This window comes from Sporolactobacillus terrae (assembly GCF_019930545.1).
GTDB classification, from domain to species: domain Bacteria; phylum Bacillota; class Bacilli; order Bacillales; family Sporolactobacillaceae; genus Sporolactobacillus; species Sporolactobacillus terrae.
The window spans coordinates 2760910-2787298 of record NZ_CP082837.1 but is presented as its reverse complement, the minus strand read 5'-3'; the positions used below and the strand labels follow the sequence as shown (position 1 = coordinate 2787298).

27 protein-coding genes are annotated in these 26389 nt (G+C 44.8%); 17 read left to right on the top strand and 10 right to left on the bottom strand.

The window, feature by feature from the left end; all coding sequences use genetic code 11:
• Window positions 1–34: 34 nt before the first annotated feature.
• The 5 genes from gyrB to dnaA form a co-directional block, all read right to left on the bottom strand.
• A complete protein-coding gene (gene gyrB / locus K7399_RS13265; RefSeq protein ID WP_028978142.1) occupies window positions 35–1954 on the bottom strand; it encodes a DNA topoisomerase (ATP-hydrolyzing) subunit B in 1920 nt (639 codons plus the stop codon).
• Window positions 1955–2117: 163 nt separating this feature from the next.
• The gene (gene recF, locus K7399_RS13260) at window positions 2118–3239 is read right to left on the bottom strand and encodes a DNA replication/repair protein RecF (RefSeq protein ID WP_028983139.1); all 1122 of its coding nucleotides are present in this window, start codon (window positions 3237–3239) and stop codon (window positions 2118–2120) included.
• Between the two features lie 17 nt (window positions 3240–3256).
• Window positions 3257–3478 (bottom strand): S4 domain-containing protein YaaA, encoded by a 222-nt coding sequence (gene yaaA / locus K7399_RS13255; protein ID WP_028978140.1) that lies wholly within the window; start codon window positions 3476–3478, stop codon window positions 3257–3259.
• Between the two features lie 87 nt (window positions 3479–3565).
• Window positions 3566–4747 (bottom strand): DNA polymerase III subunit beta, encoded by a 1182-nt coding sequence (dnaN, locus tag K7399_RS13250; protein ID WP_081787966.1) that lies wholly within the window; start codon window positions 4745–4747, stop codon window positions 3566–3568.
• 190 nt (window positions 4748–4937) lie between these two features.
• Entirely contained in the window at window positions 4938–6359 is a 1422-nt protein-coding gene (gene dnaA / locus K7399_RS13245) for a chromosomal replication initiator protein DnaA (protein WP_028978138.1), read from the bottom strand.
• A gap of 883 nt (window positions 6360–7242) precedes the next feature.
• Between dnaA and rpmH the strand changes: the two genes are divergently transcribed.
• From rpmH to K7399_RS13190, 11 genes are all read left to right on the top strand, one after another.
• The gene (gene rpmH / locus K7399_RS13240; protein WP_010025605.1) at window positions 7243–7377 is read left to right on the top strand and encodes a 50S ribosomal protein L34; all 135 of its coding nucleotides are present in this window, start codon (window positions 7243–7245) and stop codon (window positions 7375–7377) included.
• Window positions 7378–7959: 582 nt separating this feature from the next.
• On the top strand, window positions 7960–8322 hold the full coding sequence (rnpA, locus tag K7399_RS13235; protein ID WP_028978137.1) for a ribonuclease P protein component: 363 nt from the start codon (window positions 7960–7962) through the stop codon (window positions 8320–8322).
• Window positions 8319–8576 carry a membrane protein insertion efficiency factor YidD gene (gene yidD / locus K7399_RS13230; RefSeq protein ID WP_081788032.1) on the top strand — a complete coding sequence of 86 codons (258 nt, stop codon included), beginning with the start codon at window positions 8319–8321 and terminating at the stop codon, window positions 8574–8576. The genes rnpA and yidD overlap by 4 nt, the downstream gene beginning before the upstream one ends.
• Window positions 8577–8592: 16 nt before the next feature.
• On the top strand, window positions 8593–9372 hold the full coding sequence (gene yidC / locus K7399_RS13225; protein ID WP_028978136.1) for a membrane protein insertase YidC: 780 nt from the start codon (window positions 8593–8595) through the stop codon (window positions 9370–9372).
• Entirely contained in the window at window positions 9369–9992 is a 624-nt protein-coding gene (jag, locus tag K7399_RS13220) for an RNA-binding cell elongation regulator Jag/EloR (protein WP_028978135.1), read from the top strand. Before yidC ends, jag begins: the two co-directional genes overlap by 4 nt.
• Window positions 9993–10316: 324 nt before the next feature.
• Window positions 10317–11696, top strand: a complete 1380-nt coding sequence (gene mnmE / locus K7399_RS13215; protein ID WP_028978134.1) for a tRNA uridine-5-carboxymethylaminomethyl(34) synthesis GTPase MnmE — start codon at window positions 10317–10319, stop codon at window positions 11694–11696.
• Window positions 11697–11746: 50 nt separating this feature from the next.
• Window positions 11747–13636, top strand: coding sequence for a tRNA uridine-5-carboxymethylaminomethyl(34) synthesis enzyme MnmG (mnmG, locus tag K7399_RS13210; protein ID WP_028978133.1), 1890 nt, complete (start codon window positions 11747–11749; stop codon window positions 13634–13636).
• A 20-nt stretch (window positions 13637–13656) separates the two neighbouring features.
• A complete protein-coding gene (gene rsmG / locus K7399_RS13205) occupies window positions 13657–14364 on the top strand; it encodes a 16S rRNA (guanine(527)-N(7))-methyltransferase RsmG (RefSeq protein WP_028978132.1) in 708 nt (235 codons plus the stop codon).
• Between the two features lie 80 nt (window positions 14365–14444).
• Window positions 14445–15329 (top strand): nucleoid occlusion protein, encoded by an 885-nt coding sequence (gene noc / locus K7399_RS13200; RefSeq protein ID WP_028978131.1) that lies wholly within the window; start codon window positions 14445–14447, stop codon window positions 15327–15329.
• Between the two features lie 283 nt (window positions 15330–15612).
• Window positions 15613–16374, top strand: coding sequence for a ParA family protein (locus K7399_RS13195; protein WP_028978130.1), 762 nt, complete (start codon window positions 15613–15615; stop codon window positions 16372–16374).
• Window positions 16367–17245: a ParB/RepB/Spo0J family partition protein gene (locus tag K7399_RS13190; protein WP_028978129.1), complete on the top strand. Its 879-nt coding sequence runs from the start codon at window positions 16367–16369 to the stop codon at window positions 17243–17245. Before K7399_RS13195 ends, K7399_RS13190 begins: the two co-directional genes overlap by 8 nt.
• Window positions 17246–17413: 168 nt before the next feature.
• Here the strand turns inward: K7399_RS13190 and yyaC are convergent, their stop codons facing one another.
• Window positions 17414–18016: a spore protease YyaC gene (gene yyaC / locus K7399_RS13185; protein ID WP_028978128.1), complete on the bottom strand. Its 603-nt coding sequence runs from the start codon at window positions 18014–18016 to the stop codon at window positions 17414–17416.
• A gap of 447 nt (window positions 18017–18463) precedes the next feature.
• On the opposite strand from yyaC, the gene K7399_RS13180 reads away from it, so the two are divergent.
• From K7399_RS13180 to rpsR, 6 genes are all read left to right on the top strand, one after another.
• Window positions 18464–19846: a glycine--tRNA ligase gene (locus K7399_RS13180; protein ID WP_028978127.1), complete on the top strand. Its 1383-nt coding sequence runs from the start codon at window positions 18464–18466 to the stop codon at window positions 19844–19846.
• Between the two features lie 41 nt (window positions 19847–19887).
• Entirely contained in the window at window positions 19888–20115 is a 228-nt protein-coding gene (locus K7399_RS13175; protein WP_028978126.1) for a DUF951 domain-containing protein, read from the top strand.
• Window positions 20116–20172: 57 nt separating this feature from the next.
• Entirely contained in the window at window positions 20173–21273 is a 1101-nt protein-coding gene (gene ychF, locus K7399_RS13170) for a redox-regulated ATPase YchF (RefSeq protein ID WP_028978125.1), read from the top strand.
• A gap of 108 nt (window positions 21274–21381) precedes the next feature.
• Window positions 21382–21687 carry a 30S ribosomal protein S6 gene (rpsF, locus tag K7399_RS13165; RefSeq protein WP_028978124.1) on the top strand — a complete coding sequence of 102 codons (306 nt, stop codon included), beginning with the start codon at window positions 21382–21384 and terminating at the stop codon, window positions 21685–21687.
• A gap of 30 nt (window positions 21688–21717) precedes the next feature.
• Window positions 21718–22236 (top strand): single-stranded DNA-binding protein, encoded by a 519-nt coding sequence (ssb, locus tag K7399_RS13160; RefSeq protein WP_028978123.1) that lies wholly within the window; start codon window positions 21718–21720, stop codon window positions 22234–22236.
• 35 nt (window positions 22237–22271) lie between these two features.
• Window positions 22272–22502 carry a 30S ribosomal protein S18 gene (rpsR, locus tag K7399_RS13155; protein WP_028978122.1) on the top strand — a complete coding sequence of 77 codons (231 nt, stop codon included), beginning with the start codon at window positions 22272–22274 and terminating at the stop codon, window positions 22500–22502.
• Between the two features lie 647 nt (window positions 22503–23149).
• Here rpsR and K7399_RS13150 read toward each other — a convergent pair.
• The 4 genes from K7399_RS13150 to K7399_RS13135 form a co-directional block, all read right to left on the bottom strand.
• Complete coding sequence (locus K7399_RS13150; protein ID WP_037564048.1) at window positions 23150–23719, bottom strand: DUF420 domain-containing protein; 570 nt, start codon at window positions 23717–23719, stop codon at window positions 23150–23152.
• Window positions 23720–23890: 171 nt separating this feature from the next.
• Window positions 23891–24538, bottom strand: a complete 648-nt coding sequence (locus K7399_RS13145) for an HD domain-containing protein (protein ID WP_028978120.1) — start codon at window positions 24536–24538, stop codon at window positions 23891–23893.
• A gap of 45 nt (window positions 24539–24583) precedes the next feature.
• Entirely contained in the window at window positions 24584–25060 is a 477-nt protein-coding gene (locus tag K7399_RS13140) for a chemotaxis protein CheW (protein WP_028978119.1), read from the bottom strand.
• Window positions 25061–25157: 97 nt separating this feature from the next.
• The gene (locus tag K7399_RS13135) at window positions 25158–26093 is read right to left on the bottom strand and encodes a cation diffusion facilitator family transporter (protein ID WP_028978118.1); all 936 of its coding nucleotides are present in this window, start codon (window positions 26091–26093) and stop codon (window positions 25158–25160) included.
• Between the last annotated feature and the right edge of the window lie 296 nt (window positions 26094–26389).

Genomic DNA, 26389 nt, shown 5'->3' with positions numbered 1-26389 from the left:
CTCCTTGCTTTAATCAAACGGTTCCACAAACCGATCATACGTCCAGATTCTGTGCGTAAACCGCATTTTTTTGAATGAAGTCCCGCCGCGGTTCGACGCGGTCACCCATCAGCATTTCAAAGGTCTGATCTGCTTCAATGGCATCTTCAAGATTCACCTGCAGAACAAGACGATTTTCCGGATCCATCGTTGTCTCCCAAAGCTGTTCCGGATTCATTTCCCCCAGACCTTTATAGCGCTGGAGCGCAGGCTTTACTTTTTCCGGAAGATTGCTCTGAATCCGTTTTAAATCGTTATCGTCATAGGCATACAGAAGTGTTTTGCCATATTGAACACGGAAAAGGGGCGGCTGAGCAATATAGACATAACCATTCTCAAGCAGCGGACGCATGAACCGATAAAAGAAGGTCAGCAGCAAGGTACGAATATGTGCACCGTCAACGTCCGCATCGGTCATGATTATAATTTTATGGTAGCGTGCTTTTTCTAAATTAAATTCCTCGCCAATACCTGTTCCAAGCGCTGTGATCATCGCCCGGATTTCAGCATTCGATAAAATTCGATCCAGACGTGCCTTCTCAACATTTAGAATTTTACCACGTAACGGGAGAATCGCCTGAAACATGCGATCGCGTCCTTGCTTCGCAGAACCGCCGGCTGAATCTCCCTCGACGATGTACAGCTCAGAGATGCTTGCATCCTTTGATGAACAATCTGCGAGTTTTCCTGGAAGAGAAGAGACTTCCAAACTGCTTTTGCGCCGCGTCAATTCACGCGCTTTTTTCGCTGCCGTACGTGCGCGCGAAGCAATCAACCCTTTGTCAACAATCAAACGCGCGACATCCGGATTTTCGAGCAAGTAACGCGAAAAAGCGTCTGAGAAAAGCGTATCGGTAATCGTTCGAACTTCAGAGTTGCCTAGTTTGGTTTTCGTTTGTCCTTCGAATTGCGGATCCGGGTGTTTGATCGAAACAATGGCTGTCAAGCCTTCGCGAACATCATCTCCGGTTAGGTTCGGATCACTGGCTTTGATTAATTGATTCTTTCGTGCATAATCATTAATTACACGAGTCAATGCCACTTTAAAGCCGTATTCGTGAGTCCCGCCTTCATGGGTGTGAATATTATTGGCAAATGAGTACAGCTGGCCAGTGAACCCGCTGTTGTATTGCATTGCAATTTCGACCTTGATGCCATCCTTTTCTCCCTCAAGATCAATCGGTTCATGGATGACTTCCTTGGATCGATTAAGAAATTCTACATAGGAGCGGATGCCGCCTTCATAGTGGAACGTATCCCGTTTTCCTTCTTCACGCCGGTCTTCAATCGAAATGCGAATGTTTTTATTAAGAAATGCCAGTTCGCGTACACGAACACGCAATGTATCGTAGTCAAAAGTTGTTGTGTCTTTAAAGATTTCCGGATCGGGTTCGAAATGGGTGGTCGTTCCTGTTTGCTCCGAATCCCCAATCATTTTCAAATCGGCAAGTGGTTTTCCGCGACGGTATTCCTGATAATAAACATGGCCATTGCGATAGACCTTCACCCACATTTTTGTCGACAGCGCATTAACGACCGACGCGCCGACACCGTGAAGTCCTCCGGATACCTTATAGCCGCCACCGCCGAATTTTCCTCCTGCATGGAGCACGGTCATGATCACTTCAACCGCCGGTCTGCCGACTTTCTTTTGAATATCGACCGGGATGCCGCGTCCATCATCCATGACCGTAATGCCGCCTTCTTTTTCAATAATCACTTGAATATGGCTACAATATCCGGCGAGTGCTTCATCAATAGAATTGTCCACAATTTCCCAGACTAAATGATGGAGGCCTTTTTCACCGGTCGTGCCAATGTACATCCCAGGTCTTTTCCGAACCGCTTCAAGTCCTTCAAGAACCTGAATCTGGCTGGCATTATACGATTGTTTTTGTTCTTGATTTTCGCTCATCTTAACCCACCTAACTTGGTGTTATCTGAGAATCTTTCATTCTCAAATGCAGAATCATAAATTTATGAATACCGGTACGTCTTCCGGACTACACTAAAACCTGAGTCGCTAGTCCCTCCATAGTACGAGCAAAAGCGCACTGTCAACCGCTTGCGGTCGATGATTACTCGTCACATTTGATCTGTCCTTGGTGTATGTAAAAAAGCTGCGACCGATCAAGCAGTGCGTGATCCAATCCGTCCACCGATGTTGTCGTAACAAAGGTCTGCACCTTTTCCTGAAACACACCGAGCAAATGCGTTTTTCTAATATCATCCAGTTCACTCAATACATCATCAAGCAGGAGGATCGGATATTCGCCCACCTCATGGTTAATCAATTCAATCTCCGCAAGTTTCACAGAAAGCGCAGTTGTTCGCTGCTGCCCTTGAGAACCAAAAGCCTGCACATCCTTATCATTGACAAAAAAACGGAGTTCATCGCGATGAGGACCGAACAAGGTGGTCCCGCGGTCCAATTCTCTTTTTTTAAGCCGTTCGTAACTGTGCCTAAAAGCTTCTTCTATTTTTGACGAATCCGCTTTATCTAATACCTCTGGTACTGAAGATTCATAGACAATCGACAAGTTTTCCATGCCGTGACTGATTTCTTTCTGAATCGGCGCCGCCCATTCATTAAGTTGTGCGACAAAAATAAGCCGTCTTTTCACAATTTCAGAAGCAAGTGAAATCAATCGATCAGTCAATATATCGAGAAAGGTCGTATCGGCGGGTGCTTTGCCTACTGATTTTCTCAGCAGTGCATTCCGCTGTTGAAGCACTTTTTGATAGTCGCCGAGATGATGCATGTAAACCGGTGCAATCTGACCCAGCTCCATATCAATAAAGCGCCGCCGTACTGAAGGACTTCCCTTCACGAGATTCAGATCCTCAGGTGCAAACATAACGACATTGCACAACCCGATATAATCGCTAAGCCGTCTTTTTTCAATATGATTGGCTTTTGCCTTTTTTCCCTTGCCGGAGATCGTTAATTCAAGAGGAATGGATTGACCATGCCTGGTTATTCTACCTTTTATTTTACCATAATCCTGCTCCCATTGGATTAAATCTTTATCATGGGTCGTTCTCGGCGATTTTGCGATTGCGAGGACGTAGATGGCTTCAAGCAGATTTGTTTTTCCTTGTGCATTCTCGCCCAAAAAAACATTCACAGAGCTAGAAAAAGACAGCTGTAAGCTGTCATAATTTCTGTAATGTGCAAGTTCGATCAACTCTAGTTTCATTGTGGGGCAACTCCCCTCTAGCCGCGGCAGATCATGTATTCATACGCATCGGAAATTTTGATGCGATCGCCCTCATGGAGCTTCTTTCCGCGTCTGTTTTCCTGTTCTCCATTAACGAAAATTTCCGTTTCTGCCAAAAAATGCTTGGCTTCGCCGCCGGTCTGGATCAACCCTTCGTACTTAAGGAATTGTCCCAAGGTGATGAATGCAGTTCCGGCTTTTAACTGAACCTTTTTCAATGTCTTGCCTCTTTTCTTTCCTTAACTTGGCATAAAGTTATTGTAACAAAAATAGAATAAGGACATGAAATCGGTCTTGTACCTGAATTAAAACGTGCGAATTGGAAGGATCAGCATCAAAATATTTTCATCGCCAATTGGACGAATAATGATAGGTCGCATCGGGCCGACAAAATGAATCCGGACACTTTGCGCATCCAGTTTTCCCAAAGCATCCATCATAAATTTAGCACTAAAAGAAATACGCAGCGGCTCCCCTTCAAAATGTTCCGGGACGAGTGTTTCAAAAACGCGGCCTAATTCCAGTGATTGTGAGGAAATTTCAACCTGATTGCCTTCTGCCCGTAGTTTAACCACATTGTTTCGTTCCTCTTTTGCAAGCAGCGAGGCACGTTCAATGGCTCGGTACAAATCTTTCGTGCCGAGATCAATGGTCGTTTTGCTTTCAGTCGGGATCAGGCGGCTCGTATCCGGATAATTACCATCAAGCAGACGCGAGTAAAACTGTACATTGTTGCTCTTAAATAAAATTTGGTTGGTCGTCATGATGATATCCACTAATTGTTCATCATCATCATCAAGAATTTTCGACAGCTCGTTTAAGCTTGATCCTGGAATGACCAAGGTATGTGTTCCGGAATCTTCACCATTTTCCACGCTTACCGAACGTTGAGCAAGTCGGTGGCTGTCCGTAGCGACGCAGCTGAGTTTTCCATCGTTGATCATCCATTTGACACCGGTCAGTACCGGACGCGTTTCCGTTACAGATACAGCATAGACCGTCTGTTTGATCATATCTTTTAACAAGTCTTTTCGAATCCGAAAAGCGTCGCTTCCGTTAATAATCGGCAAATTTGGATATTCCTCCGGATCAAGACCATTAAGACTGAATTCCGTTGCCCCTGAAGTGATTTTTGCGATAAACCGGCTGTCTACTTCAATATGGACATCTTCATCCTGCAGTTTCCGTACCAGTTCTGAAAACAATCGGGAAGGCAGCACGATTTGACCTGGGGTGTGTACAACTGCATTTTCATTACCGTCTTCTTCAAGAGGAATGAAGGTCTGAATCGAGATATCGGAATTGCTTCCGGTTAACGTGATTCCATCTCTTCCTGAGGTGATTTTTACACCAGTCAAGATCGGAATGGTTGTTTTCGAAGAAATAGCTTTCATCACACGATTTACTGCGTCGGCAAGCTTATCTTTTTGTACGGTACATTTCATAGCGAGTGCTGCATTTGGATTCGAGTCTTGCAATTCTTGCATCCTTGTTGCCTCCAAATCTTATATTTAAAGAATTAAAAATAGTAATCATAATAGTAGGGCCTGTGAATATGTTAGTAAGTGATGCAGACTGTGATTTTGCACCTTATCCACATGTTGATAAGGTGTGGATAAAATTGGGGGTGTGCCGGCAAATTATACACACCCCTGTTCAAAAAAACATTAATTTATATCATTGTGCTTTAATTGGCGCTTTCAGCTGGTCGATCAATGCATTCACTTTTTTCTGCAATTCACGGTCAACGGAAAGCTGTTTGGTGATCTTCTCATGGGCATGAATGACCGTGGTATGATCTCTTCCGCCGAACTCTTCGCCAATCTTAGGCAGCGAATAATCCGTCAGTTCTCGTGACAGATACATCGCAATTTGTCTTGGAAATGCAATCGACTTCGTCCGTTTTTTCGCAGCAAAATCTTCCAGCTTCAAATGATACTCCTCACCGACAGCCACCTGAATATCTTGAATCGTTATCGTCTTAGGACGTGCGGTCGGAATGATATCCTTAAGTGCCTCCGCAGCCATATCGACATTGATATCCTGATTATTTAGCGATGAAAAAGCAATCACGCGAATCAGTGCGCCTTCCAACTCACGAATGTTTGTATCAATCTGATTGGCAATATAGATCATCACTTCATTCGGGATATCGAGTCCCTCGGCTTTCGCTTTTTTCCGAAGGATGGCAATACGCGTTTCCAGATCAGGCGGTGTAATATCTGTGATCAGTCCCCATTCGAAACGAGAGCGCAGTCGATCCTCAAGGGTCGGAATTTCTTTTGGCGGCCGGTCGCTGGAGATGACAATCTGTTTGTATTCCTCATGAAGCGCATTAAACGTATGGAAAAATTCCTCTTGGGTTTGTTCTTTACCGGCCAGAAATTGAATATCGTCGATCAGCAGGACATCGACACTTCGATACTTATTGCGAAATTCAACCGTTTTGTTGTCACGAATGGAGTTGATGAACTCATTGGTGAATTTTTCTGATGACAGATAAACAACGCGTGCAGAAGGATTATGGTCGATGACATAATGACCGATCGCATGCATCAAATGAGTTTTACCAAGACCGACACCGCCATAAATAAACAACGGGTTATAAGCCTTAGCCGGAGCTTCTGCCACGGCAAGCGAGGCAGCGTGTGCAAAGCGGTTGCCTGATCCGATGACAAAGGTTTCAAACGTGTTTTTTGAATTCAGCATGCTGTTTCCGAATTCTTCTGATCGATGCGGGTTCCTTTGCTGCATCCCTCCATAGGGATTGTCGCGATTATTCGCGTTGAAGCTCATTCCATCACTCTTTCCTTTATTCTTTATAGCGGACGCGCTTCCGTTCTCCCGATGCTTGCTCGGAATAATGAAGCGGATCGTGTAGCGGGATCCTGTGAGTTCATAGAGAATATCGGAAATTAGTTTCGCATAATGCTCCTCCAGCCAATCGCGTGAAAAATCATTGGGCACGCTCACAATCATCATTTGACCATTAATCGACTGAGCACGTGTTTCTTTCAACCACGTTTCAAAGCTTGGTTTGCTCAGCTTCTTCTTAATGATGTCCAGGGTTTGCATCCATAGTTCTTGAAGGTTGTTCAAAGGTCAGCGGCCCTCCTTTATAAATTGTACCGGTCGATTAAAATTCGTACTGCCGGAGATCTGCAGACGAATGATTCAAGGTATTAAAGCAATAAAAATGAAATAAAAAAAGATGCCGAGCAGCAGTGAAGGCATAGAAACGGCTTTTTACTATACTGCGGCCAAGCAACCGATCATTGCTGCTGCCATTTTATTTTGCTCTGTGAACACGGATCGTTACACATGCTTATCCACAAATCCTTATGCGCGTCATTAGGCTATAATAAGCTGATTAAACAAGTTATCAACACGGTGCATAGTTTTGTGGATAACCTGCATACACAGGTGTTAGCAACTGTCCACAAAATTATCCACAAGTAGTGGAAAACTTTTTTTGGGGACCCTCGTTATACCAAACAAATGCACTACGATCATATCAAAAAACTGCTTTTAAAGCAATGATCGACAAATGTTATCCACAGTGGATATCTTTATACACAGAAAGGTTATACACAAGGGGCGAAGATGTGAAAAAAATGTCGATAAATGGTGTGGAAAAACGAATTGTGGAAAAAAATAATCCACAGCGTAAGGGTATAAAGGGGGAACAAACCTCGCGTTGACTTTTTGTACAGATCTATTTATAATTAGTCAGACTGGTTTTTGAAAAAGCCGATAAATGAATTTGGCTGTAATGGGAACGTAAAGGTTTTTGACGAGTCCAGTCGATGAAAAAACGATACATGAGGGAACGAATGCCTGATGGATCGCTTTGCGCTTTATGGCGATATAGAAAGACAACCGGCTGAATAGCTGAATTGAGCGAGTGCAGTATTTTCGGCATTTGCAATAGAATCATGTGATTTGTCGGCAACTTTAAAAGAACAACTGGGAGGTGTATCCATTGAAACGTACATTCCAACCGAATAACCGCAAAAGGAAAAAAGTTCATGGCTTCCGCGCACGGATGGCAACCGCTAATGGTCGTAAGGTATTGGCAGCACGCCGCCGCAAGGGAAGAAAAGTTCTGTCAGCATAAAGCCACTGTGTGACCAGCAGTGGTTTTTTTACAGGAAAAGAAAGTATAAGATTTTGCCCTATCTTCAAACCAATAGACCCGTGTCTTGGCCAAGAGTCAAAGCGGAGGGGCTCTGGCGCCTGCGGGAACAGCGTGCCAGCGAGCAACCGAAGCGATGATTCAGCACCGAAAAGACACGAGTCCATCACACATGGTTGGAGATTGAGGACCGGGCGCTTTTTGCCCGGTTTTTCTTGCTCGATAAGAGTCCTGCTGGCCGATTGATATCGGGAACATGGCGGATCAATGAACAAGAGATATAGGCCATTGCAGGATGCAAGGTTTATTGATTTGATGATTAAATGGCGGCAGAATTGAGAATCATAGGTCGGGTGGGGGAGAAAATGAATGATGTGCGCATCAGCACGTTTGCTGCGCGAGCATTTTTTCATTGGACAGCCTTGTCATTCCGATCTTTTTCTTTATACTGAAAGAGTATCATTGACTAAATTCAAGCTTGGATGATGCGTCAGATTTACGAGCGCGTCTGGGGTTTGATCATTACAATTAATTTTAAGCAGGAACGTCCCATTGGAGGGACAAATGAAGATGTTAAAACGATTAAAGAAAAATCATGAGTTTCAAATCGTCTTTCAAGAAGGAAAGTCGTTTGCCAATCGGCAATTTGTCGTTTATGTACGCAAGCAGAATGGCAAGCCTTATTCAAGGCTGGGTCTGTCTGTAAGCAAAAAGATGGGCAATGCCGTGATGCGAAATCATATTAAACGGTATATAAAAGAAATTTTTCGCGAGTTTGCGGACAGGCTTGAAGTGGGGAATGACTACATCATTATTTCTCGTAAGCCGGTAAGCACGATGACCCATCAGGAGATGCGGAAAAGCCTGGTTCATGTGCTGAAGAAAGCACGTGTTCTGCATGACTCCCGCAAAATTCCGCAACTATGAAACATGTATTCATTTTTATCATACGCTTGTACCAAAAGTTCATTTCTCCTTTTACTCCACCGACCTGCCGGTTTTATCCGACTTGCTCGCACTATGCCGTTGAAGCATTAACGCGCTTTGGCATGATAAAAGGAGGGTGGCTGACGATCAAGCGTTTAGTAAAATGTCAGCCTTTTCATCCGGGCGGGTATGATCCCGTACCTGAAAAGTGCACCCATAAAAAGACGGGCATGTCGAGGCATCGTTCGGATTGATCGAGGAGGTAGAGTTTTGAAGAAAAAGTTATTCGCTGTAAGTTCCCTGGTGCTGATGGCTGCACTGCTTGCAGGTTGTACCGATTTAAACAAGCCGATCAATGACAGCAGTACCGGTTTTTGGAGTCAGTGGTTCGTTTTGCCGCTGTCTAAGTTCATCATCTCTGTAGCGCATCTGTTTTGGAACAGCTACGGTCTGGCGATCATCATTACAACGATAATTGTACGACTTGTTTTGTTGCCGCTGATGGCCAAACAGGTAAAAAGCTCTCAGGCAATGCAGCAATTGCAGCCGAAAATTAAAGCATTACAAGAAAAATACAGTTCAAAAGATCAGAACACGCAGAAGAAGCTTCAAGAAGAACAGATGAAGCTTTTTCAGGAGCATAACGTCAATCCTTTGGCGGGGTGTTTTCCGATCTTAATTCAGATGCCGATCCTGTTTGCCTTTTATCAGGCGATCATGAGAACAGAACAAATTAGCGAGCAGTCCTTCCTATGGTTCCAGCTTGGAACGGCGGATCATCTATATATTCTGCCGATCGTAGCCGCAGCAACAACATTCCTGCAGCAGAAGATCATGATGGGACGAATGGGCAACACCAATCCGCAAATGGCGATGATGATGTATGTCTTCCCAATTATGATTGCGATTCCGGCGTTTTATTTCCCATCCGCGCTTGCTCTGTACTGGGTGGTCGGAAACATTTTCATGATTTTCCAAACCTATATTATCTATGAAAAGCAGGATGACAATAAAGACAGTAAAGTTGCAGGAGGCGCCAAGCAGAAGTGAGGGAAGTTACCAAGTATGGTAAAACGGTTGCCGAAGCGGTGTCCTTCGCCCTCAAAGAATTAAATGCAACATCAGATCAAGTCACTTGCGACGTCGTTGAGCAACCGAGAAAAGGATTTCTTGGTATCGGCGCCCGCAAAGCGCTGGTGAAGGTTACCCTAACAAAGACGCCCTTTGATTATGGGATTGATTATCTAACGGAAGTGATCAATAAAAGCGGCCTAACCGTCAAAATTCAAGTCATTGAACGCGGCACACAGGTGTGTCGATGTGCACTGGTCGGTAAGGATGCTGCGCAATTGATTGGCAAGCATGGAGCAACGTTAAATGCGCTTCAAACGTTGGCGGATCATGTTGCGGCAAAAGAAGCGAAGCAGCATGTCACGTTCATTTTGGATGCGGAGCATTATCGAGAGACGCGCAAGCAGGCGCTGGTTACGCTCGCAAAGCGCATGGCTGAGAAGACGTTGCGCACCAATCACCCGCATCGCTTGGAAGCGATGCCCGCATTTGAACGTAAAATTGTTCACCAAGCCTTGGCAAACAATCCTAAGATCCAAACGTTTTCTAATGGGGAAGAACCTAAACGTTATCTAACGATAGCCCCGCGTCGTTCATGAATAGATGAAATGAAAAAGCACGCAGCTCGCGCGCTTTTTTTCGTGGAGGCGTTGCGTTTTTGTAAAAAGCGATGCATCAGCTTGTTAAGGTTTTTCATTTGACGGAAAAATAATGTATGATAGTGTTTGAAAAAGTTTGTACAAAATTAAGAGAATCGTTGTGCTTCTTCATGCATGGTGAAGGAGTGCCGTTTCATATAGACGGACTGTGTTTGGAGACTGCTTTGTTCGATACAGATCGCGCAGAGCGCAGCAGGGCTACACTAACTGTAGTACAATAAACGGTCAATCAATAAAGGACGGAAACGGAAAGGAGTGATAAAATTGGATTACGATACAATTGCAGCCATTTCCACACCAATCGGTGAAGGGGCAATCAGCATTGTGCGCCTGAGCGGGCCGGAAGCCGTGCATGTCGCGGATCGCCTGTTTCACGGAAGAAGGCGTCTTGTTGAGGTGGACAGTCACACGATTCACTATGGAAAAATTGTCGATCCCGAAACTGGCCGGACGGTTGAAGAAGTTATGGTGTCTGTGATGCGGAAACCGAAGACATTCACGCGAGAAGATGTGGTTGAAATCAATTGCCATGGCGGGCTGACCAGTGTGAACCGGGTGCTTGAACTAATTTTGGATCAGGATGTGCGACTGGCTGAGCCGGGTGAATTCACGAAACGCGCCTTCCTGAATGGACGGATCGACTTGTCTCAAGCCGAGGCGGTTATGGATCTGATTCGCGCGAAAACCGATCAGGCGATGAATGTCGCAATCGGGCAAATGGAGGGGAAGCTGTCTCAGCTCGTACGCCAACTCAGACAGCAGCTACTCGACATCCTTGCAGCAGTTGAGGTGAATATCGACTATCCGGAGTATGACGATGCGGAAGTGATGACCAATCAACTCCTGATTGAAAAGGGTACAGCGGTGCGTAAGGAGCTGGAGCGTGTCCTTGCCACCGCACGGCAAGGGAAGATCCTGCGCGAAGGACTTTCAACAGTCATTGTCGGCAGACCGAATGTCGGTAAATCGTCACTGCTCAACCAGCTTGTTCACGAATCTAAAGCGATTGTAACCAATGTTCCGGGGACAACGCGAGATGTCATTGAAGAGTATGTTAATGTGCGCGGCGTACCATTGAAACTTGTTGATACGGCCGGAATTCGCGATACGGAAGACGTTGTAGAAAAAATCGGTGTATCGCGATCAAAAGAATTACTGAAATCGGCAGAGCTTGTGCTGCTGCTGATCAACGGTAATGAACCGTTGACTGAAGAGGATCGTCAATTGTTTCAACTCATTGTCAGCATCCCGGCAATTATTCTGATGAATAAAGCAGATCTGCCACAGCAAGCCTCTGTTGATGAGGTTAAGGCACTAGCAGGCGATCATCCGATACTTCAAACCTCTATGGTTAGTGAAAAGGGTTTGGAAGAACTTGAGCAAGCGATCGCCAACTTGTTTTTCAGCAATAGCGTTGCCTCAGGCGGTGAGGCTTATGTGTCCAATACGCGGCACATTGCGCTGTTAAAACAAGCGCATCAGGCAATCAATGATGCAATCGCGGCTGCCGAACAGGGGATACCGGTTGATATGACGCAGATTGATATAAAACGTTCTTGGGATCTGCTGGGTGAGATTGTCGGTGATACGGTATCCGATCGTTTAATTAATGAATTGTTCTCGAAGTTTTGCTTAGGAAAATAATTGAGACCGTTTAAAAATAAATGAATGTGACAAAGAATGGAGGATTGAAGATGAAAACCTATGAAGCCGGAACCTATGATGTTATTGTTGTTGGCGCAGGGCATGCCGGAGTAGAAGCCGGGCTTGCCGCAGCACGGATGGGTGCAAAAACATTGATGCTGACAATCAGTCTTGAAGGCGTTGCGTTTATGCCGTGTAATCCTTCTGTCGGCGGTCCGGCAAAAGGTGTCGTTGTTCGTGAGATTGATGCACTTGGCGGTGAGATGGGGCATAATATTGATAAAACGTATATTCAAATGCGCATGCTGAATACGCGGAAGGGACCGGCTGTTCGCGCGCTGCGGGCGCAAGCGGACAAGCAATTGTACCAGCGCGAAATGAAGAAAACGATTGAAGAAACGGAAAATCTGACTTTAAGGCAGGGCATGGTTGATCACTTGGTTGTTGAAGACGGCATTTGCCAAGGCGTCGTTGTAGCTACCGGCGCAACGTACCGTGCAAAATCGGTGGTCTTAACAACAGGGGTCTATCTAAAGGGAAAAATCATTATTGGCGAGCTGCAATACGAGAGCGGTCCGAACAATATGCAGGCTTCGATTAAATTATCCGACCACCTTAAAGAACTCGGGTTTGATATTGTTCGTTTTAAAACAGGGACGCCGCCGCGTGTCAATGGGCGAACAGTCGATTATTCGAAGACTGAAATTCAGCCGGGGGATGAGGCGCCTCTTGCCTTTTCTTATGACACCACAGAATTTATCAAAGATCAGATTCCGTGTTGGCTGACCTATACGAATTTGAACACCCATAAAATCATTCAAGAAAGTCTGGATCGATCGCCAATCTACTCCGGAGCAATTGTCGGTACCGGCCCAAGATACTGTCCGTCTATCGAAACCAAGATCGTTCGTTTTAATGATAAAAACCGGCATCAGCTGTTCCTCGAACCGGAGGGGAAAGCCACCAAAGAGGTGTATGTGGATGGGCTGTCTACAAGTATGCCCGAAGAGATTCAGCGAAAAATGCTGGCAACGATTCCCGGACTTGAAAAGGCCGAGATGATGCGTCCGGGCTATGCGATTGAGTACGATGCGATTGTGCCGACCCAGCTGTGGCCATCATTAGAAACAAAGAAAGTCAGCGGTTTGTTTACAGCTGGTCAGATTAATGGAACCTCCGGCTACGAAGAAGCAGCCGGGCAAGGGCTGATCGGCGGAATTAATGCAGCGCGAAAAGCGATGGGCAAAGAACCGCTGATTCTCGATCGCTCCGAGGCATATATTGGGGTATTGATTGATGACTTGGTTACAAAGGGGACGAAAGAGCCTTATCGTCTGCTGACCTCGCGTGCTGAGTATCGTTTACTTTTGCGCCATGACAATGCCGATCTCCGCTTGACAGAGATCGGGCATGACATTGGTTTGATCTCGGAAGAACGCTACGCACGGTTCACACAAAAGCGGCAGATGATCCAACAAGAGCGTCAGTATTTTGCTGTGACGTCGGTTAAACCCTCGGAAGCATGTCAGGCGCTCTTAAATGCTCGCGGCGCAGCACCGCTTCGCGAACCTGTAAAGGCTGAACAACTGCTGAAGCGTCCGGAATTAACTTATCAGGATGTGGCAAGTCTGCTTCCGGAGCATGGAAAAATGTCGACTGAAGTCGGCGAACAGGTTGAGATTCAGGTTAAGTATCAAGGGTACATCAACAAACAGATGCAACAAGTTGAGAAGATGAAACGGATGGAGAGTAAGAAAATTCCTCAGGACTTGGATTTCAGTAAAATTGACGGACTAGCAACAGAAGCGAAGCAAAAATTAACGAACGTTCGTCCGATTTCCGTTGGCCAGGCATCACGCGTGTCTGGAGTTAATCCAAGCGACATCGCGATATTGCTCGTTTATCTTGAAGAAGGAAAACTTGCAAGACGGACAGGCTGATCTTTATTTGGGAGGATGTTATGGCAGGACTAGAACAATTGCTGAGTCAAAACGAGATTCATTTAACGCAGCAGCAAAGCCATCAATTCCAGCGATACTATGAACTGCTCGTTGAGTGGAATGATAAAATGAACTTGACAGCAATTACCGATCAAAAAGAAGTTATGATTAAACATTTTTTTGACTCGCTCACCCCTTGTTTTTATTTTTCGATGCACAAGGTACAGACGCTCTGCGATGTCGGCTCAGGCGCAGGATTTCCAGGAATACCAATGAAAATTCTGTTTCCCGGCCTTCGCCTAACCATTGTTGATTCACTAAAGAAGCGGCTGACCTTTTTGCAAACCGTTGTTGAAGAGCTTGAATTAAAAAATGTTTCACTTCATCACGATCGTGCCGAAACGTTTGCACGAAAAGCGGAGATGAGGGAACATTTTGATGTTGTTACGGCACGGGCAGTTGCAAAATTATCGGTACTCTCCGAATACTGTCTGCCGCTTGTTCATCTGGACGGGACCTTCATTGCCTTAAAAGGGAGCAACGCGGACGCTGAAGCAGAGCATGCAGAGCATGCAATTAAAATTCTTGGCGGGGAAATGAGTCGGATGGTTTCCTTAGAACTTCCCGAAGCGAGCGGAAAACGTTCGTTAGTCTTTATTGGTAAAAAAGAAGCTTCACCAAGAAAGTATCCAAGAAAACCAGGTGTACCGATAAAGGATCCGCTCTAAATGTTCCACGTGGAACGTAAAAAGGAATCAGCGGCTGCGAGAAAACTAGTACAAGTTAGAGCAAAGGTGGTGGTGCGAGTATGAAAAATCGTTTGTCCAAACTTTTTACTCATAATGATCAGGATGAAACGGCTGTTACACAAGAGGCAGAACAGCTTCAAGAACAGGTTCAAGAACAGGAACGTGTTCAAGAAATTGCGGTTTCGTCCATCACACCCAATCAGTATCAGCCTCGTTCCATTTTTGATGAGGAGAAGCTGCATGAGCTTGCAGCAACAATTGAGGAACATGGAGTTATCCAACCAATCATCGTGCGCCCATTGGATGATCGGTATGAAATTATTGCTGGAGAACGGCGCTGGCGGGCGGTATCCTACCTTGGCTGGGAAACGATTCCTGCCATACTCAAACCGTTAAGTGACGATCAATCAGCCTCGATTGCACTCATTGAAAACTTGCAACGTGAGGAATTGACCGCAATCGAAGAAGCTGCGGCTTACGCACGTTTAATTGAGATCAACGGATTAACTCAGGAAGGTTTGGCGGAAAAGTTAGGCAGAGGTCAGTCTACGATCGCCAATAAATTACGCTTATTAAAATTGCCTGCATCCGTACAGAATGCAATACTTGAAAAAAAGATTAGTGAGCGTCATGCTCGTGCTTTAATCGCTTTGAAAGATCCTGAACTGCAAGAGAAGATGCTTCAGGAACTGATCACAAAACAATTAAATGTAAAGCAAACAGAAAAAAGGGTCAAACAGTATTTGCAGAAAAAAGCAGATAAAAAGGACGCTGAAGGAAAGAAAGCCAGACGGCGCGCATTAAGCAGAGACTCGCGTATTGCTGTAAATACGATTCGACAATCCGTTCACATGGTTACAGACTCCGGACTTGATATTGATACGCACGAAGAAGATATGGGTGATTTCTATCAATTTACCATCCGTATTCCAAAGAAAAAATAATTAAAATTTCTTATGGAGCCATTCTTGAAGGCTCTTTTTTTTGCAAAAATAGGTGTCGGTTTTATCGCACGATAAAGGTCATGAACCCAAGGGGCAGATGCAGAACTCCCACGGGGCCTTGTCCTATTCATGCGAGTGGTCAGAGCGTAACAACGCTTAAAGTGGTGAATCAATCCGTTGCAATTAAACAAGTTTTCTCTTGGATTAATCGGTCGAATACTGCCCGATTGAATTAATTCATGATAGAATAAAGAGTGATTGAAGAGTGAGAGTAGGTGGAAGTGTGAGTAAGACATTGGCAGTCGCCAACCAAAAGGGCGGTGTCGGGAAAACAACAACCGCGGTGAACTTGAGCGCATGTATGGCTTCGCTTGGCTGCAAAGTCTTAATGATCGACTGTGATCCTCAAGGAAATGCCACAAGCGGATCGGGAGTGGACAAAGGCGAAGTTGATGAATGTGTCTATGATGTCTTAGTCGATGAGGTTGATATAGCAAAGGTAATTCATCGTTCAGCCGTTGATAATTTAGATGTTGTACCTTCGGCAATCCAGCTTGCAGGTGCCGAAATTGAACTCGTATCCACGATTTCACGTGAAGTGCGACTAAAGCGTGCACTAGAGAAGATTAAAGATAATTATGATTACATTGTCATTGATTGTCCGCCTTCTCTTGGTCTCTTAACGATCAATGCGTTAACTGCGGCGGATGCTGTGATCATTCCGGTACAATGCGAATATTACGCCCTTGAAGGACTCAGCCAGTTATTAAATACAGTTCGTCTCGTTCAAAAGCATTTGAACCATCACTTGGCCATTGAAGGGGTACTCTTGACCATGCTTGATGCGCGAACCAATCTTGGACTTCAAGTGATTCAAGAAGTAAAAAAATACTTTCAAGATCGGGTATTTAATACAATAATCCCACGAAATGTGCGATTAGGGGAAGCACCAAGCCATGGCCAACCAATTATTATGTATGATTCACGGTCAAAAGGTGCAGAAGGGTACCTTGACTTTGCGAAAGAAGTGATGACCAATGCCTAAAACGCCAAAGACGTCGAAGGCATTAGGAAAAGGACTGGATGCATTCTTTCCCTCGGCATTTCGCGAAGATCTCGATAACGCAGTTGAACATATAAAATTGGATGAAATGCGCCCCAATCCTTATCAGCCACGAAAAACTTTTGATTCCCAGGCTCTAGAAGAACTGACTCAGTCGATCAAAGCACATGGGATCATTCAACCACTCGTCGTGCGTAAAAGCATTAAGGGATATGACATTGTTGTTGGCGAACGCAGATTTCGTGCAGCCAAACAAGCTCAGATGAAGACCGTACCTGTAGTTGTCAAAGAACTATCTGATGAAGCGATGATGCAAATTGCTTTAATTGAAAATCTGCAGCGTGAAAACCTGAATCCGATGGAAGAAGCTACTGCGTACAAAAAATTAATGAACGGATTAAAGATGACGCAAGATGAGTTGGCTAAGAAGCTGGGGAAAAGCAGACCGCATATAGCAAACTATTTGCGCTTGTTGCAACTGCCTACAGATGCGGCTGACCTTATTAAACAAGGCAAATTATCGATGGGACACGGGCGTGCACTGGTTGGACTTAAAGATAAAAAACAAATCAAACCCGTTGTTCAAAAAGTATTAAAAGAACAGCTCAATGTCCGTCAGTTAGAAACGCTCGTACAGCAGTTAAATCATCATGTTCCACGTGAAACAACGAAAAAGAAAAAATGGGTTATGCCGCCAGAGTTAAGGGATCATGTTTCTTCACTAAGAGAAAAATATGGGACCTCCGTGAAAATAAAACCCGGATTAAAAAAGGGAAAAGGCAAAATTGAACTGGATTATTATTCTTCAGAAGACTTATACCGACTCATTGAAATTATGGAAGGACGACTGTAAAAGTCGTTTTTTTTATGATTTTTTCCGTCTCAAACTGAAGTGTCTTGGTCTAGAATCAAAGCAGAGATACTTAGTTGATCACAAGGATGATTAGAACTCTTTTCAGAGCGACAAAAAAGGACGTTGCTTGCTGACTTTTCTTTCGCATTCGTGATGCTTTCTTCCGGTTCAATCCATCAACAGCAGTTTGGACAGAAGGGTCCTGCGTCGTGACGTCAATGCAACAGAGAGGCAACGCCCAATCGTTTGGGCGAGATTCATGACAATGTTGAGACGGGTGTTTTGTAACACGGAGTACTCCATGAATCCGCTAACGTTGACAATCCCGGTGATATTCATATCACCAACAGGAAGCAACTCCTTATTTACACCTGCTCCAGGAAGCACCGGACCCTCCGCAATGGTGATGTTGCCTATGTTATGATGTTTTCCAAGACAAGCATCAATCCCAATGATAAATGGATCCTCGTAGGAGGCGTGAATCTTTTGCAACGTATCATGCAGATTGACCGCATGAACGGGTTTCTGTAATGTCCCATAAACTTTGCTATCAGGCAGACGGTGACGTTCGAGATAAGAGCCAACCAGTGGTCCGAGCGCATCCCCTGTAGAACGATCGGTTCCAATACAGACGACAATAATCGGTGATGAACCTGTGGGAGGCAATAGTTGCCGAATTGCCCGTACTAGAACGTGATGGTCTGCTTTATTTTCATAATGGACGTGAACAGCGCGGCGCACATTAGCATTTTGATTGGACTTTAGATTCATAGATTCGCCTCCTAAGTATCAACAGTATATGAACATCTTCAAGTTTTATACGCAGGTGTCGTATTTTTTGCGAAACATGAAAAGAGGAAATCGGGTCAAGTGATGCTTAGTAGGAGGATGCCAGTTAACCACATCATAAAATTGAATCGTAAAAATCTGTCTTTTTAATGGAAAATAGGATATACTATGTATCAGAAAATTATTGATCAATACCTTTAGGCGATGAAAGAGAAGAGTACCTAGCGATGCCGTATGAAGCGATTCAGGGAGGATGGGAGCCTGATTGCGACAGCTGGGGAAGGCACTCTTGAGCTGCGATCGAACAAAAGTGGGTGCAACGATGCACCAATTAGGGTGGAACCGCGTGAGCAAACAAAAGCTTTCGTCCCTAGGCAAGAGCCTAGTGGATGAAAGCTTATTTTATTTTTACTAAGGGAGCTTTGAGACATGAGTAAATCAATGGAACAAATTGTGAATCTCGCAAAACAGCGCGGGATTATTTTCCCGGGTTCAGAAATTTATGGAGGTTTGGCGAATACTTGGGACTATGGTCCAATCGGCGTTGAACTCAAAAACAATGTAAAAAAAGCATGGTGGAAGAAATTTGTTCAGGAATCGCCCTATAATGTCGGCCTTGATGCGGCGATCCTGATGAACCCGAAGACTTGGGAAGCATCGGGACACATCACCAACTTTAACGACCCAATGATCGACTGTAAAAAATGTAAATCGCGATTCCGTGCAGATAAGTTGATTGAGAGCACGATTCCCCAGGAGGAATTACCGGGACCGGTTGACGGCTTAACCTTTGAAACGATGAAAAAGCTGATCGAAGCGCATCAAATTCCTTGCCCGGATTGCGGTGCACATGAGTTTACTGAAATTCGTCAGTTCAACCTAATGTTTAAAACCTATCAAGGCGTTACCGAAACGGCAAAAGATGAAATTTTCCTTCGTCCGGAAACAGCGCAAGGTATTTTTGTCAACTTCAAAAATGTTCAGCGTACGATGCGTAAAAAGATTCCGTTTGGGATTGGCCAAGTCGGAAAATCGTTCCGCAATGAAATTACACCAGGTAACTTCACATTCCGTACCCGCGAATTTGAACAGCTTGAATTGGAGTTTTTCTGCAAACCTGGCGAAGATAGAAAGTGGTTCCAATATTGGCGGACATTCGGCTATGAATGGTTGAAGTCTTTAAATGTAAAAGAGGAAAATATTCGTCTGCGCGATCATGAGAAAGAAGAACTTCCGCATTACAGTAATGCGACGACCGATATTGAATACTTATTCCCATTCGGTTGGGGCGAATTGTCCAGTCTGTCCTCGCGTACCGACTATGATCTGCGTCGTCACATGGAAGTGTCCGGTCAAGATCTCCAGTACATTGATCAAAACAATAATGAGCGGTATATTCCTTATGTCATTGAACCGTCGCTCGGGGCCGACCGTGTCACGCTTGCGTTTCTTGCCGAAGCGTATGATGAAGAAAAAATCAGCGATAAAGATACACGAACGGTGCTGCATTTCCATCCGGCATTGGCGCCATATAAAGCTGCCGTACTGCCGCTGTCGAAGAAGCTTGGTGAAGAAGCCATGGCTATTTATCAAGATCTTGCAAAAGCATTCATGGTGGATTACGACGAAACTGGATCGATTGGCAAACGCTACCGGCGTCAAGATGAGATCGGCACACCGTACTGCATTACTTATGATTTTGACTCAAAAACAGATGGCAAAGTAACGGTACGGAACCGCGACACGATGGATCAAGTACGGCTTCCGATCAGTGATCTTTCAGCATTTCTTAAAGAAAAAATCGCATTCTAATTAGGATACTCTTGTGACCATGCCTTGAAAGGGGAAGGACTATGCCGAATCAACGAATCAATTTTGACTTGAATGACGTTGTTGAAATGAAAAAGCCTCATCCATGCGGCGAAAATAAATGGAAGATCATTCGCATGGGTGCGGATATACGCATTAAATGTCTCGGTTGTGGGCACAGTGTCATGCTTCCAAGAAGCGAATTTCAGCGCAAAATCAAAAAAATTCTTGAACACGGCGTTAAAGCAGAAGAAAATGACGAACGCAAGTGAAAGAAGTAAACTAGAACGGGTAAGCACTCGGAAGATAACCCAGGGGGTTGAACGCAAATGAGTTTGACAACAGGTATTGTTGGTTTGCCGAACGTCGGAAAATCGACTTTGTTTAATGCAATTACGCAAGCTGGAGCAGAAATGGCCAATTACCCATTCTGTACCATTGAACCTAATGTCGGTATTGTCAGTGTGCCCGATGCACGACTGGATCGTTTGACGGAAATGTACCATCCTAAGAAAACGATCCCAACGACCTTTGAATTCACCGATATTGCAGGATTAGTTAAAGGCGCCAGCAAAGGTGAAGGACTGGGCAACCAATTTTTGGCGAACATACGTCAGGTTGACGCGATATCACATGTTGTCCGCTGTTTTGAAGATAAAAACATCACGCATGTTTCGGGGAAAATCGATCCCATCGACGATATTGAGACGATTAATCTCGAACTCGTGCTGGCGGATATGGAACAAGTAACTAAGCGAATTGACCGTGTAGAAAAATTAGCGAAACAAAAAGATAAAGCATCGATTATTGAATTCTCTGCCCTTGAAAAGTTGAAAGAGGCATTTGAGGCAGGAAAACCTGCACGTCATGTTAAACTGACCGATGATGAAGAAGCTGCAGTGAAACCATTTAATTTTCTGACCAAAAAACCGGTGCTTTATGTCGCAAATGTCTCGGAAGACGATGTGGCGGAACCGGATCAGAATCCACATGTGCAAGCGGTTAAGGAATATGCAAGAAAAGATGGTGCAGAAGTGGTCGTAATCTCAGCACGCATTGAATCTGAAATCGCTGAGCTTGATGGTGAAGAAAAGAAGGTGTTCCTTGAAGAGCTGGGTCTTGACGCATCCGGATTGGATCGGCTGATCGCTAAATCCTATGATCTTCTTGGGCTTGCTACGTACTTTACGGCAGGAGAAAAAGAAGTGCGCGCTTGGACGTTCCGAAAAGGGACGAAAGCACCGCAAGCAGCTGGCATCATCCATTCGGATTTTGAACGCGGATTTATCCGTGCTGAAATTGTTTCCTATGATGATCTAATCACAGCGGGATCGGAAAACGCAGCAAAAGAAATGGGAAGACTTCGTCTGGAAGGAAAAGAGTATATCATGCAGGACGGAGACATTGTCAACTTCCGATTTAATGTCTGATAAACTTGATTGAAAGAGAAATCTATGGTATTATTTTTACCTATGAGTGAGAAAACTTGCTCTCTGCTCCATAGTGGAGCCGCTTAGTCCAAGGGGAGGTGAATGATAGTGCGCGCATACGAAATTATGTACATCCTTCGTCCGGATCTGGAAGAAGAACAGGAAAAATCCGTTAAGGAAAAGTTAGCTTCCATTCTGACGAACAACGGCGCCGAAATCAAGGAAGTCAAGGAAATGGGCAAACGACGTTTGGCCTATGAAATCAATGACTTGAATACGGGCGTCTACACTGTTCTGTATGTCAATGCAGGCAGCGAAGCCATCAATGAATTTGATCGTCTTGTTAAGATCAACGATGACGTGCTCCGTTTCATGACGATTAAAGACGAACGCAAACCTGAAGAAGCGAAATAATCGACTTGAAAAGAAAGGGGAATGTTCCTGATGATCAATCGCGTTGTTTTGGTTGGGCGGCTGACGAAGAATCCTGAATTGCGTTATACGCCGAACGGTGTCGCTGTAACGAGTTTTACCATTGCGGTAAACCGCCCTTTTTCGAACCAACAAGGGGAACGAGATGCCGATTTTATTCCTGTCGTTGTTTGGAGAAGACAAGCCGAAAATGCTGCTAATTTCCTGCAAAAAGGAAGTCTTGCCGGCGTTGACGGCCGCATTCAGACACGCAATTATGAGAATAATGAAGGCCGGCGGGTTTATGTGACTGAGGTAGTTGCCGACAGCGTTCAATTTCTTGAACCAAAAGGATCAAGAAATAACAATGGTGGTAATTACGCCCCAAGTGCTCCTTCAGCACCGGCCAACCAGCAGCGCGGCGGCTTTGCACCATCGAGCAATAATGCAATGAATGGTGCCGGCCAAGACCAGGGCGCTCCTTCTTTTGATGATCCTTTCGCCGGCGACAGTAAACCGATTGATATATCGGATGACGATCTGCCGTTCTAATGATGCATGCAAAAGAAAATAGGGAGGTGCCGAATATGGCTGTACGTCGTTCTCGTGGCAAACGCCGTAAAGTATGTTTCTTTACGGTTAACCACATTACTTACATTGATTATAAAGACGTTGATCTGCTCCGTCGTTTTATTTCTGAACGAGGAAAGATTTTGCCTCGTCGTGTAACTGGAACAAGTGCGAAATACCAGCGTCAGCTGACCCGCGCGATTAAACGCGCTCGTCAAATGGCTCTGCTTCCGTACACAACGGAATGATCACGAATAAGAAAGAGGTTGGACAGGAATTCGATTCTTGTTCAACCTCTTTTTTGCGGGCAAAGAAAGTTTGTGATTTGGCTTTGCTGGTACGACGATTAGCGGTTATGACATCAATAAGTCAGTTTGTGAGACACGTAAGCGCTCTGGCGCCTGCGGGAGAGCAGGCCAAAGGAGATCCTGCAGATTCCTGCCTGTCTGAGGCGACTCCTGGACGTCCCGCGGCAAGCGAGTAACTGAAGCGATGTTTAAGCATATCATTGATGAATGAAAGCCGCATTCAGAGTAAAAGGAACTTTCCTGATTGTAAAGGAACTTTCCTAAGGGAACTTTCGCTAAGTGCGCATACGTCCTGTATGCAACGCGAAAGCCATCACATCCTGTGAAAGTACGTCCTGTATGCAACGCGAAAGCCATCACATCCTGTGAAAGTACGTCCTGTATGCAACGCGAAAGCCATCACATCCTGTGAAAGTACGTCCTGTATGCAACGCGAAAGCCATCACATCCTGTGAAAGTACGTTCTGTATGCAACGCGAAAGCCACCGCATCCTGCGGAAGTAAGGACCGGGCACTTTTTGCTCGATTTTTCTTGCACCATGAAGCGCAAAAATCCTCGCAAATTCTGCGAGGATTTTCTCTTTCGCTTAATAATAAGGTGCCATCATGAGGTACACAATAACGCCGGTCAGACTGACATAGAGCCAGATTGGCATCGTCCAGCGCACAATCCGTTTGTGTTTGTTCACTTGCATCGTCCAGCCCCATACAAGAGAAAGCAGAGCGAGCGGAACGACCAAAGCGGCCAGTGCGCTGTGCGTAATCAAGATAAAGAAATAGATCGGGCGGATGATGCCGACGCCTCCGTAATGCGGCGGCGGGGCAAGGTAGTGAAAGGCCAGATACGAGACCAAGAAAAGCAATGTTGATGTAAATGCGGCAAGAATAAATCCGCGATGAACATTAATTTTCTTCTTCATAATCGCGAGCAGTGCGGCGACAAGAAAAATAAAAGTAAAACTATTAAATACTGCATTAAATCGAGGAAGCAGGTAAACATCAAATCCAATATGCCCTTTATATCCGATGAACGGTGCGAAGAAAAGCAACAGGATCAGCGCGTCTGCAACCATAGAAAAAGAAAGAATGGACACGATGTAACGCTTATTATGGCGCGCGTTGTCTTTGACATCCTGAATGTCCACTTGTTTTTGCATATCAGGCAACCCCTTTTGTCATAAAACAGACACATTTACTTTATCATAGGGAAGATTTGATGGGGAATCAAGCAAAATGTGCTGCCCCATCAAAGATTCAAACCTTCGATGGGGCTGTTGTTTAATCGATGGGCGAGCTAAGAACATTCGGACTGGTATTGCCAAGATGAATTAGTGCCGATGTAGATCATCTTTCAATAAATGCAGGGTTATGGATTTAATGCGTGTATGCGAGGTGATTTCCTCCTCGATCATTTCTTTGAGAATCACATCAATGAAATAGCGTACGGAGACCATATCATTGAACTGTATAATTGAGGAAAGGGCTTCTTTATAGATCTGAAAGAAAAGTGGTTCTGGATTGCCCTTTTGGATCTCACCATAGGATTCATAGAGCAGATCAATTTTATCGGCAACAGCCAGAATCCGTCCCTCAAGCGAGCGATCTTTTCCTTCTTTAAAGCGTGCTTCATACTCCGAGCGAAACGGTTCCGGAAATTCTTTATCCAAATATTCCTGCGTCATTGATCCTTCAACTTGAGAGAACAACTCGCGAAGTTTCGGAAGAGCGTACTTCACGGGCGTCTTAATATCACCGGTAAACAGTTCGGAATAGTCGTGGTTGATTGCTTTTTCATAAACGGTTTTCCAGTCTATATTTTGTCCGTTTTCAGCTTCGACTGTTGCGAGAAATTGAACAATGGTCGCCACTTTAAATGAGTGACTGGCTACGGAATGTTCTTGATATTTAAAAACACCTGGACAGCGGTAAATGCCTTCCAGGTCCGATAAGCTTTGAAAATATTTATGAATCCCCATAAACAACTCCTCCTGTTAAAGGTTGTTCCTTCATTAAAAAATCAATCAGTGCACCGCAAGATAGCCTAGTTGCTCACGCTGTTTTGCATTCAGTTCTGACGTGTAAGCAATGACGCGCGCAATAGAAAGCAGCGGCAATTCCCGATCTGCTAAGCGAATTTGCCCGCTTACCAATTGCTGGAGTACCGTCTTGTCGTTTGCAGGGGCGCTGACTTGATCGGAAGTGAAGGAAAAAGTGTCGCCGACGGAGTCAATGTAGATGGCAATACTTTTTTGACCCGAACGGCAGATGATGTATTTTTTATCTTTATTCGTAAAAAGACTCGGCGATTCATGTAAAACAGAGTGCAAATCCACAAGCGGAATAATCGCTCCTCTTAATGAAATGAGTCCCGTAAAAAAGCAGTGTGTCACAGGTACACTCAGAACAGGAACAGGCTCAATAACTTCCTGAACGTCATCAATCGATACGGATAGTTCTTCTGTGCCAACAAATACAGTAATGCCAATTTGTTCATCCATTGTATGTTCACCTCGGGGTGGAAATCTTTAGCCGCGACTAAGCGTTAAAGATCTCTCTAATTCGTTACTAATACTATAAACGAAAAAGTGAATTTCGTCATTTCTGATCCAAGTGAGGGACAGAGTCCGGTTCCACTAATTCCTGGTCTTCGTACCAAGGATTAATATGAATCAATACTTCTTCAACATCTGGATAGGCTTGCAACATCTTTGAGCGTATGGCTTCGGTTAAGTCATCCCCTTCCTGAATGGTGTAGGAACCTGGGATGCGAATTTGCGCATCAATCAATACGGCATTCCCGTGTTCACGGGCACGGAGAATGTCTATTTTTTTGACTTCAGGAAAGGAGAGGATCACGGCGCTGTACTTTTCTTGGGTCGTTGCGTCAACACTGCTCTCCATTAATACATTCGATGCTTTGATAATCATGATTACCGCAATTCGAAAAATCAAAAGTGAGACCACAATACCGGCAAGTGGATCACCGTAGTGGGTGTAAGGAATATGCAGGATGCTTCCAATCCAGCTAATGCCCAAACCAATGGCTGCAGCAATCGATGCATAAATATCGGCAAGGTGATCCGATGCTGTCGCACGCAGACTCTTGCTGTGATAACGTACGGCGGCTTTGTTTGTGTATCGATACAATAGCCACTTCCATAAGGCGGATACAAGCGCTGCCCCGAATGCCCAGACACTGATTGGTGAAGCAGGGGCAAAGAGCGCTTTAATCGCTTCAAAGGTGAGAAACAAGGCCGCAGCAATCAGAATAATCGAGATAAAGGCTGTGGACAGATCCTCTGCCTTGCCGTGCCCGTAGGGGTGTTCGCGATCTGCCGGGTGGTTAGAAAGTTTCATGGAACCGATTGTTGCAATTGAGGCGATCACATCGCCCCCGTTATGGACGCCATCGGCGACAAGTGCGGTGCTATGGAAAACCAATCCAAAGATCAGTTTAAGCAATGTCAGAAGTAGGTTGCTTACCAGACTGACCCATGCGGTAAGCAATGCTTTTGGGCCTTCATAGGTCATAATGATTCACGCTCCTTAAATTGTTTGCTTGAGGCAATTTAGGAAACAGAAAAGGCAATCCGCACGCGGATCGCCTTTTTAAAAATTTATTTGTAATGGTTTGTACGCCCATGGGAATACCAGCTCTCGCTCATCCATCAAAAAGGCCGCCGGGAATAGAAACAGGCGAAGATAAGATGAGGATTATAATAGTGAAACGCTTACTTACGCAGTAAATAACAGTTTTATTATATGAATCTGATCAATAAAATGCAAGAAACAACTTGGTCTTTAAATCAAAAGTGTTTTTGTATTAT

What these genes read in the sequence shown, in the direction of transcription:
- mnmG (WP_028978133.1), top strand. Translation starts at nt 11,747, where the DNA reads ATGAAAACCTATGAAGCCGGAACCTATGATGTTATTGTTGTTGGCGCA.
- noc (WP_028978131.1), top strand. Translation starts at nt 14,445, where the DNA reads ATGAAAAATCGTTTGTCCAAACTTTTTACTCATAATGATCAGGATGAA.
- K7399_RS13140 (WP_028978119.1), bottom strand. Translation starts at nt 25,060, where the DNA reads ATGGATGAACAAATTGGCATTACTGTATTTGTTGGCACAGAAGAACTA.
- K7399_RS13175 (WP_028978126.1), top strand. Translation starts at nt 19,888, where the DNA reads ATGCCGAATCAACGAATCAATTTTGACTTGAATGACGTTGTTGAAATG.
- K7399_RS13190 (WP_028978129.1), top strand. Translation starts at nt 16,367, where the DNA reads ATGCCTAAAACGCCAAAGACGTCGAAGGCATTAGGAAAAGGACTGGAT.
- K7399_RS13150 (WP_037564048.1), bottom strand. Translation starts at nt 23,719, where the DNA reads ATGCAAAAACAAGTGGACATTCAGGATGTCAAAGACAACGCGCGCCAT.
- rpsR (WP_028978122.1), top strand. Translation starts at nt 22,272, where the DNA reads ATGGCTGTACGTCGTTCTCGTGGCAAACGCCGTAAAGTATGTTTCTTT.
- yyaC (WP_028978128.1), bottom strand. Translation starts at nt 18,016, where the DNA reads ATGAATCTAAAGTCCAATCAAAATGCTAATGTGCGCCGCGCTGTTCAC.
- K7399_RS13135 (WP_028978118.1), bottom strand. Translation starts at nt 26,093, where the DNA reads ATGACCTATGAAGGCCCAAAAGCATTGCTTACCGCATGGGTCAGTCTG.
- rnpA (WP_028978137.1), top strand. Translation starts at nt 7,960, where the DNA reads ATGAAGATGTTAAAACGATTAAAGAAAAATCATGAGTTTCAAATCGTC.
- K7399_RS13145 (WP_028978120.1), bottom strand. Translation starts at nt 24,538, where the DNA reads ATGGGGATTCATAAATATTTTCAAAGCTTATCGGACCTGGAAGGCATT.
- ssb (WP_028978123.1), top strand. Translation starts at nt 21,718, where the DNA reads ATGATCAATCGCGTTGTTTTGGTTGGGCGGCTGACGAAGAATCCTGAA.
- ychF (WP_028978125.1), top strand. Translation starts at nt 20,173, where the DNA reads ATGAGTTTGACAACAGGTATTGTTGGTTTGCCGAACGTCGGAAAATCG.
- K7399_RS13180 (WP_028978127.1), top strand. Translation starts at nt 18,464, where the DNA reads ATGAGTAAATCAATGGAACAAATTGTGAATCTCGCAAAACAGCGCGGG.
- yidD (WP_081788032.1), top strand. Translation starts at nt 8,319, where the DNA reads ATGAAACATGTATTCATTTTTATCATACGCTTGTACCAAAAGTTCATT.
- dnaN (WP_081787966.1), bottom strand. Translation starts at nt 4,747, where the DNA reads ATGCAAGAATTGCAAGACTCGAATCCAAATGCAGCACTCGCTATGAAA.
- gyrB (WP_028978142.1), bottom strand. Translation starts at nt 1,954, where the DNA reads ATGAGCGAAAATCAAGAACAAAAACAATCGTATAATGCCAGCCAGATT.
- recF (WP_028983139.1), bottom strand. Translation starts at nt 3,239, where the DNA reads ATGAAACTAGAGTTGATCGAACTTGCACATTACAGAAATTATGACAGC.
- rsmG (WP_028978132.1), top strand. Translation starts at nt 13,657, where the DNA reads ATGGCAGGACTAGAACAATTGCTGAGTCAAAACGAGATTCATTTAACG.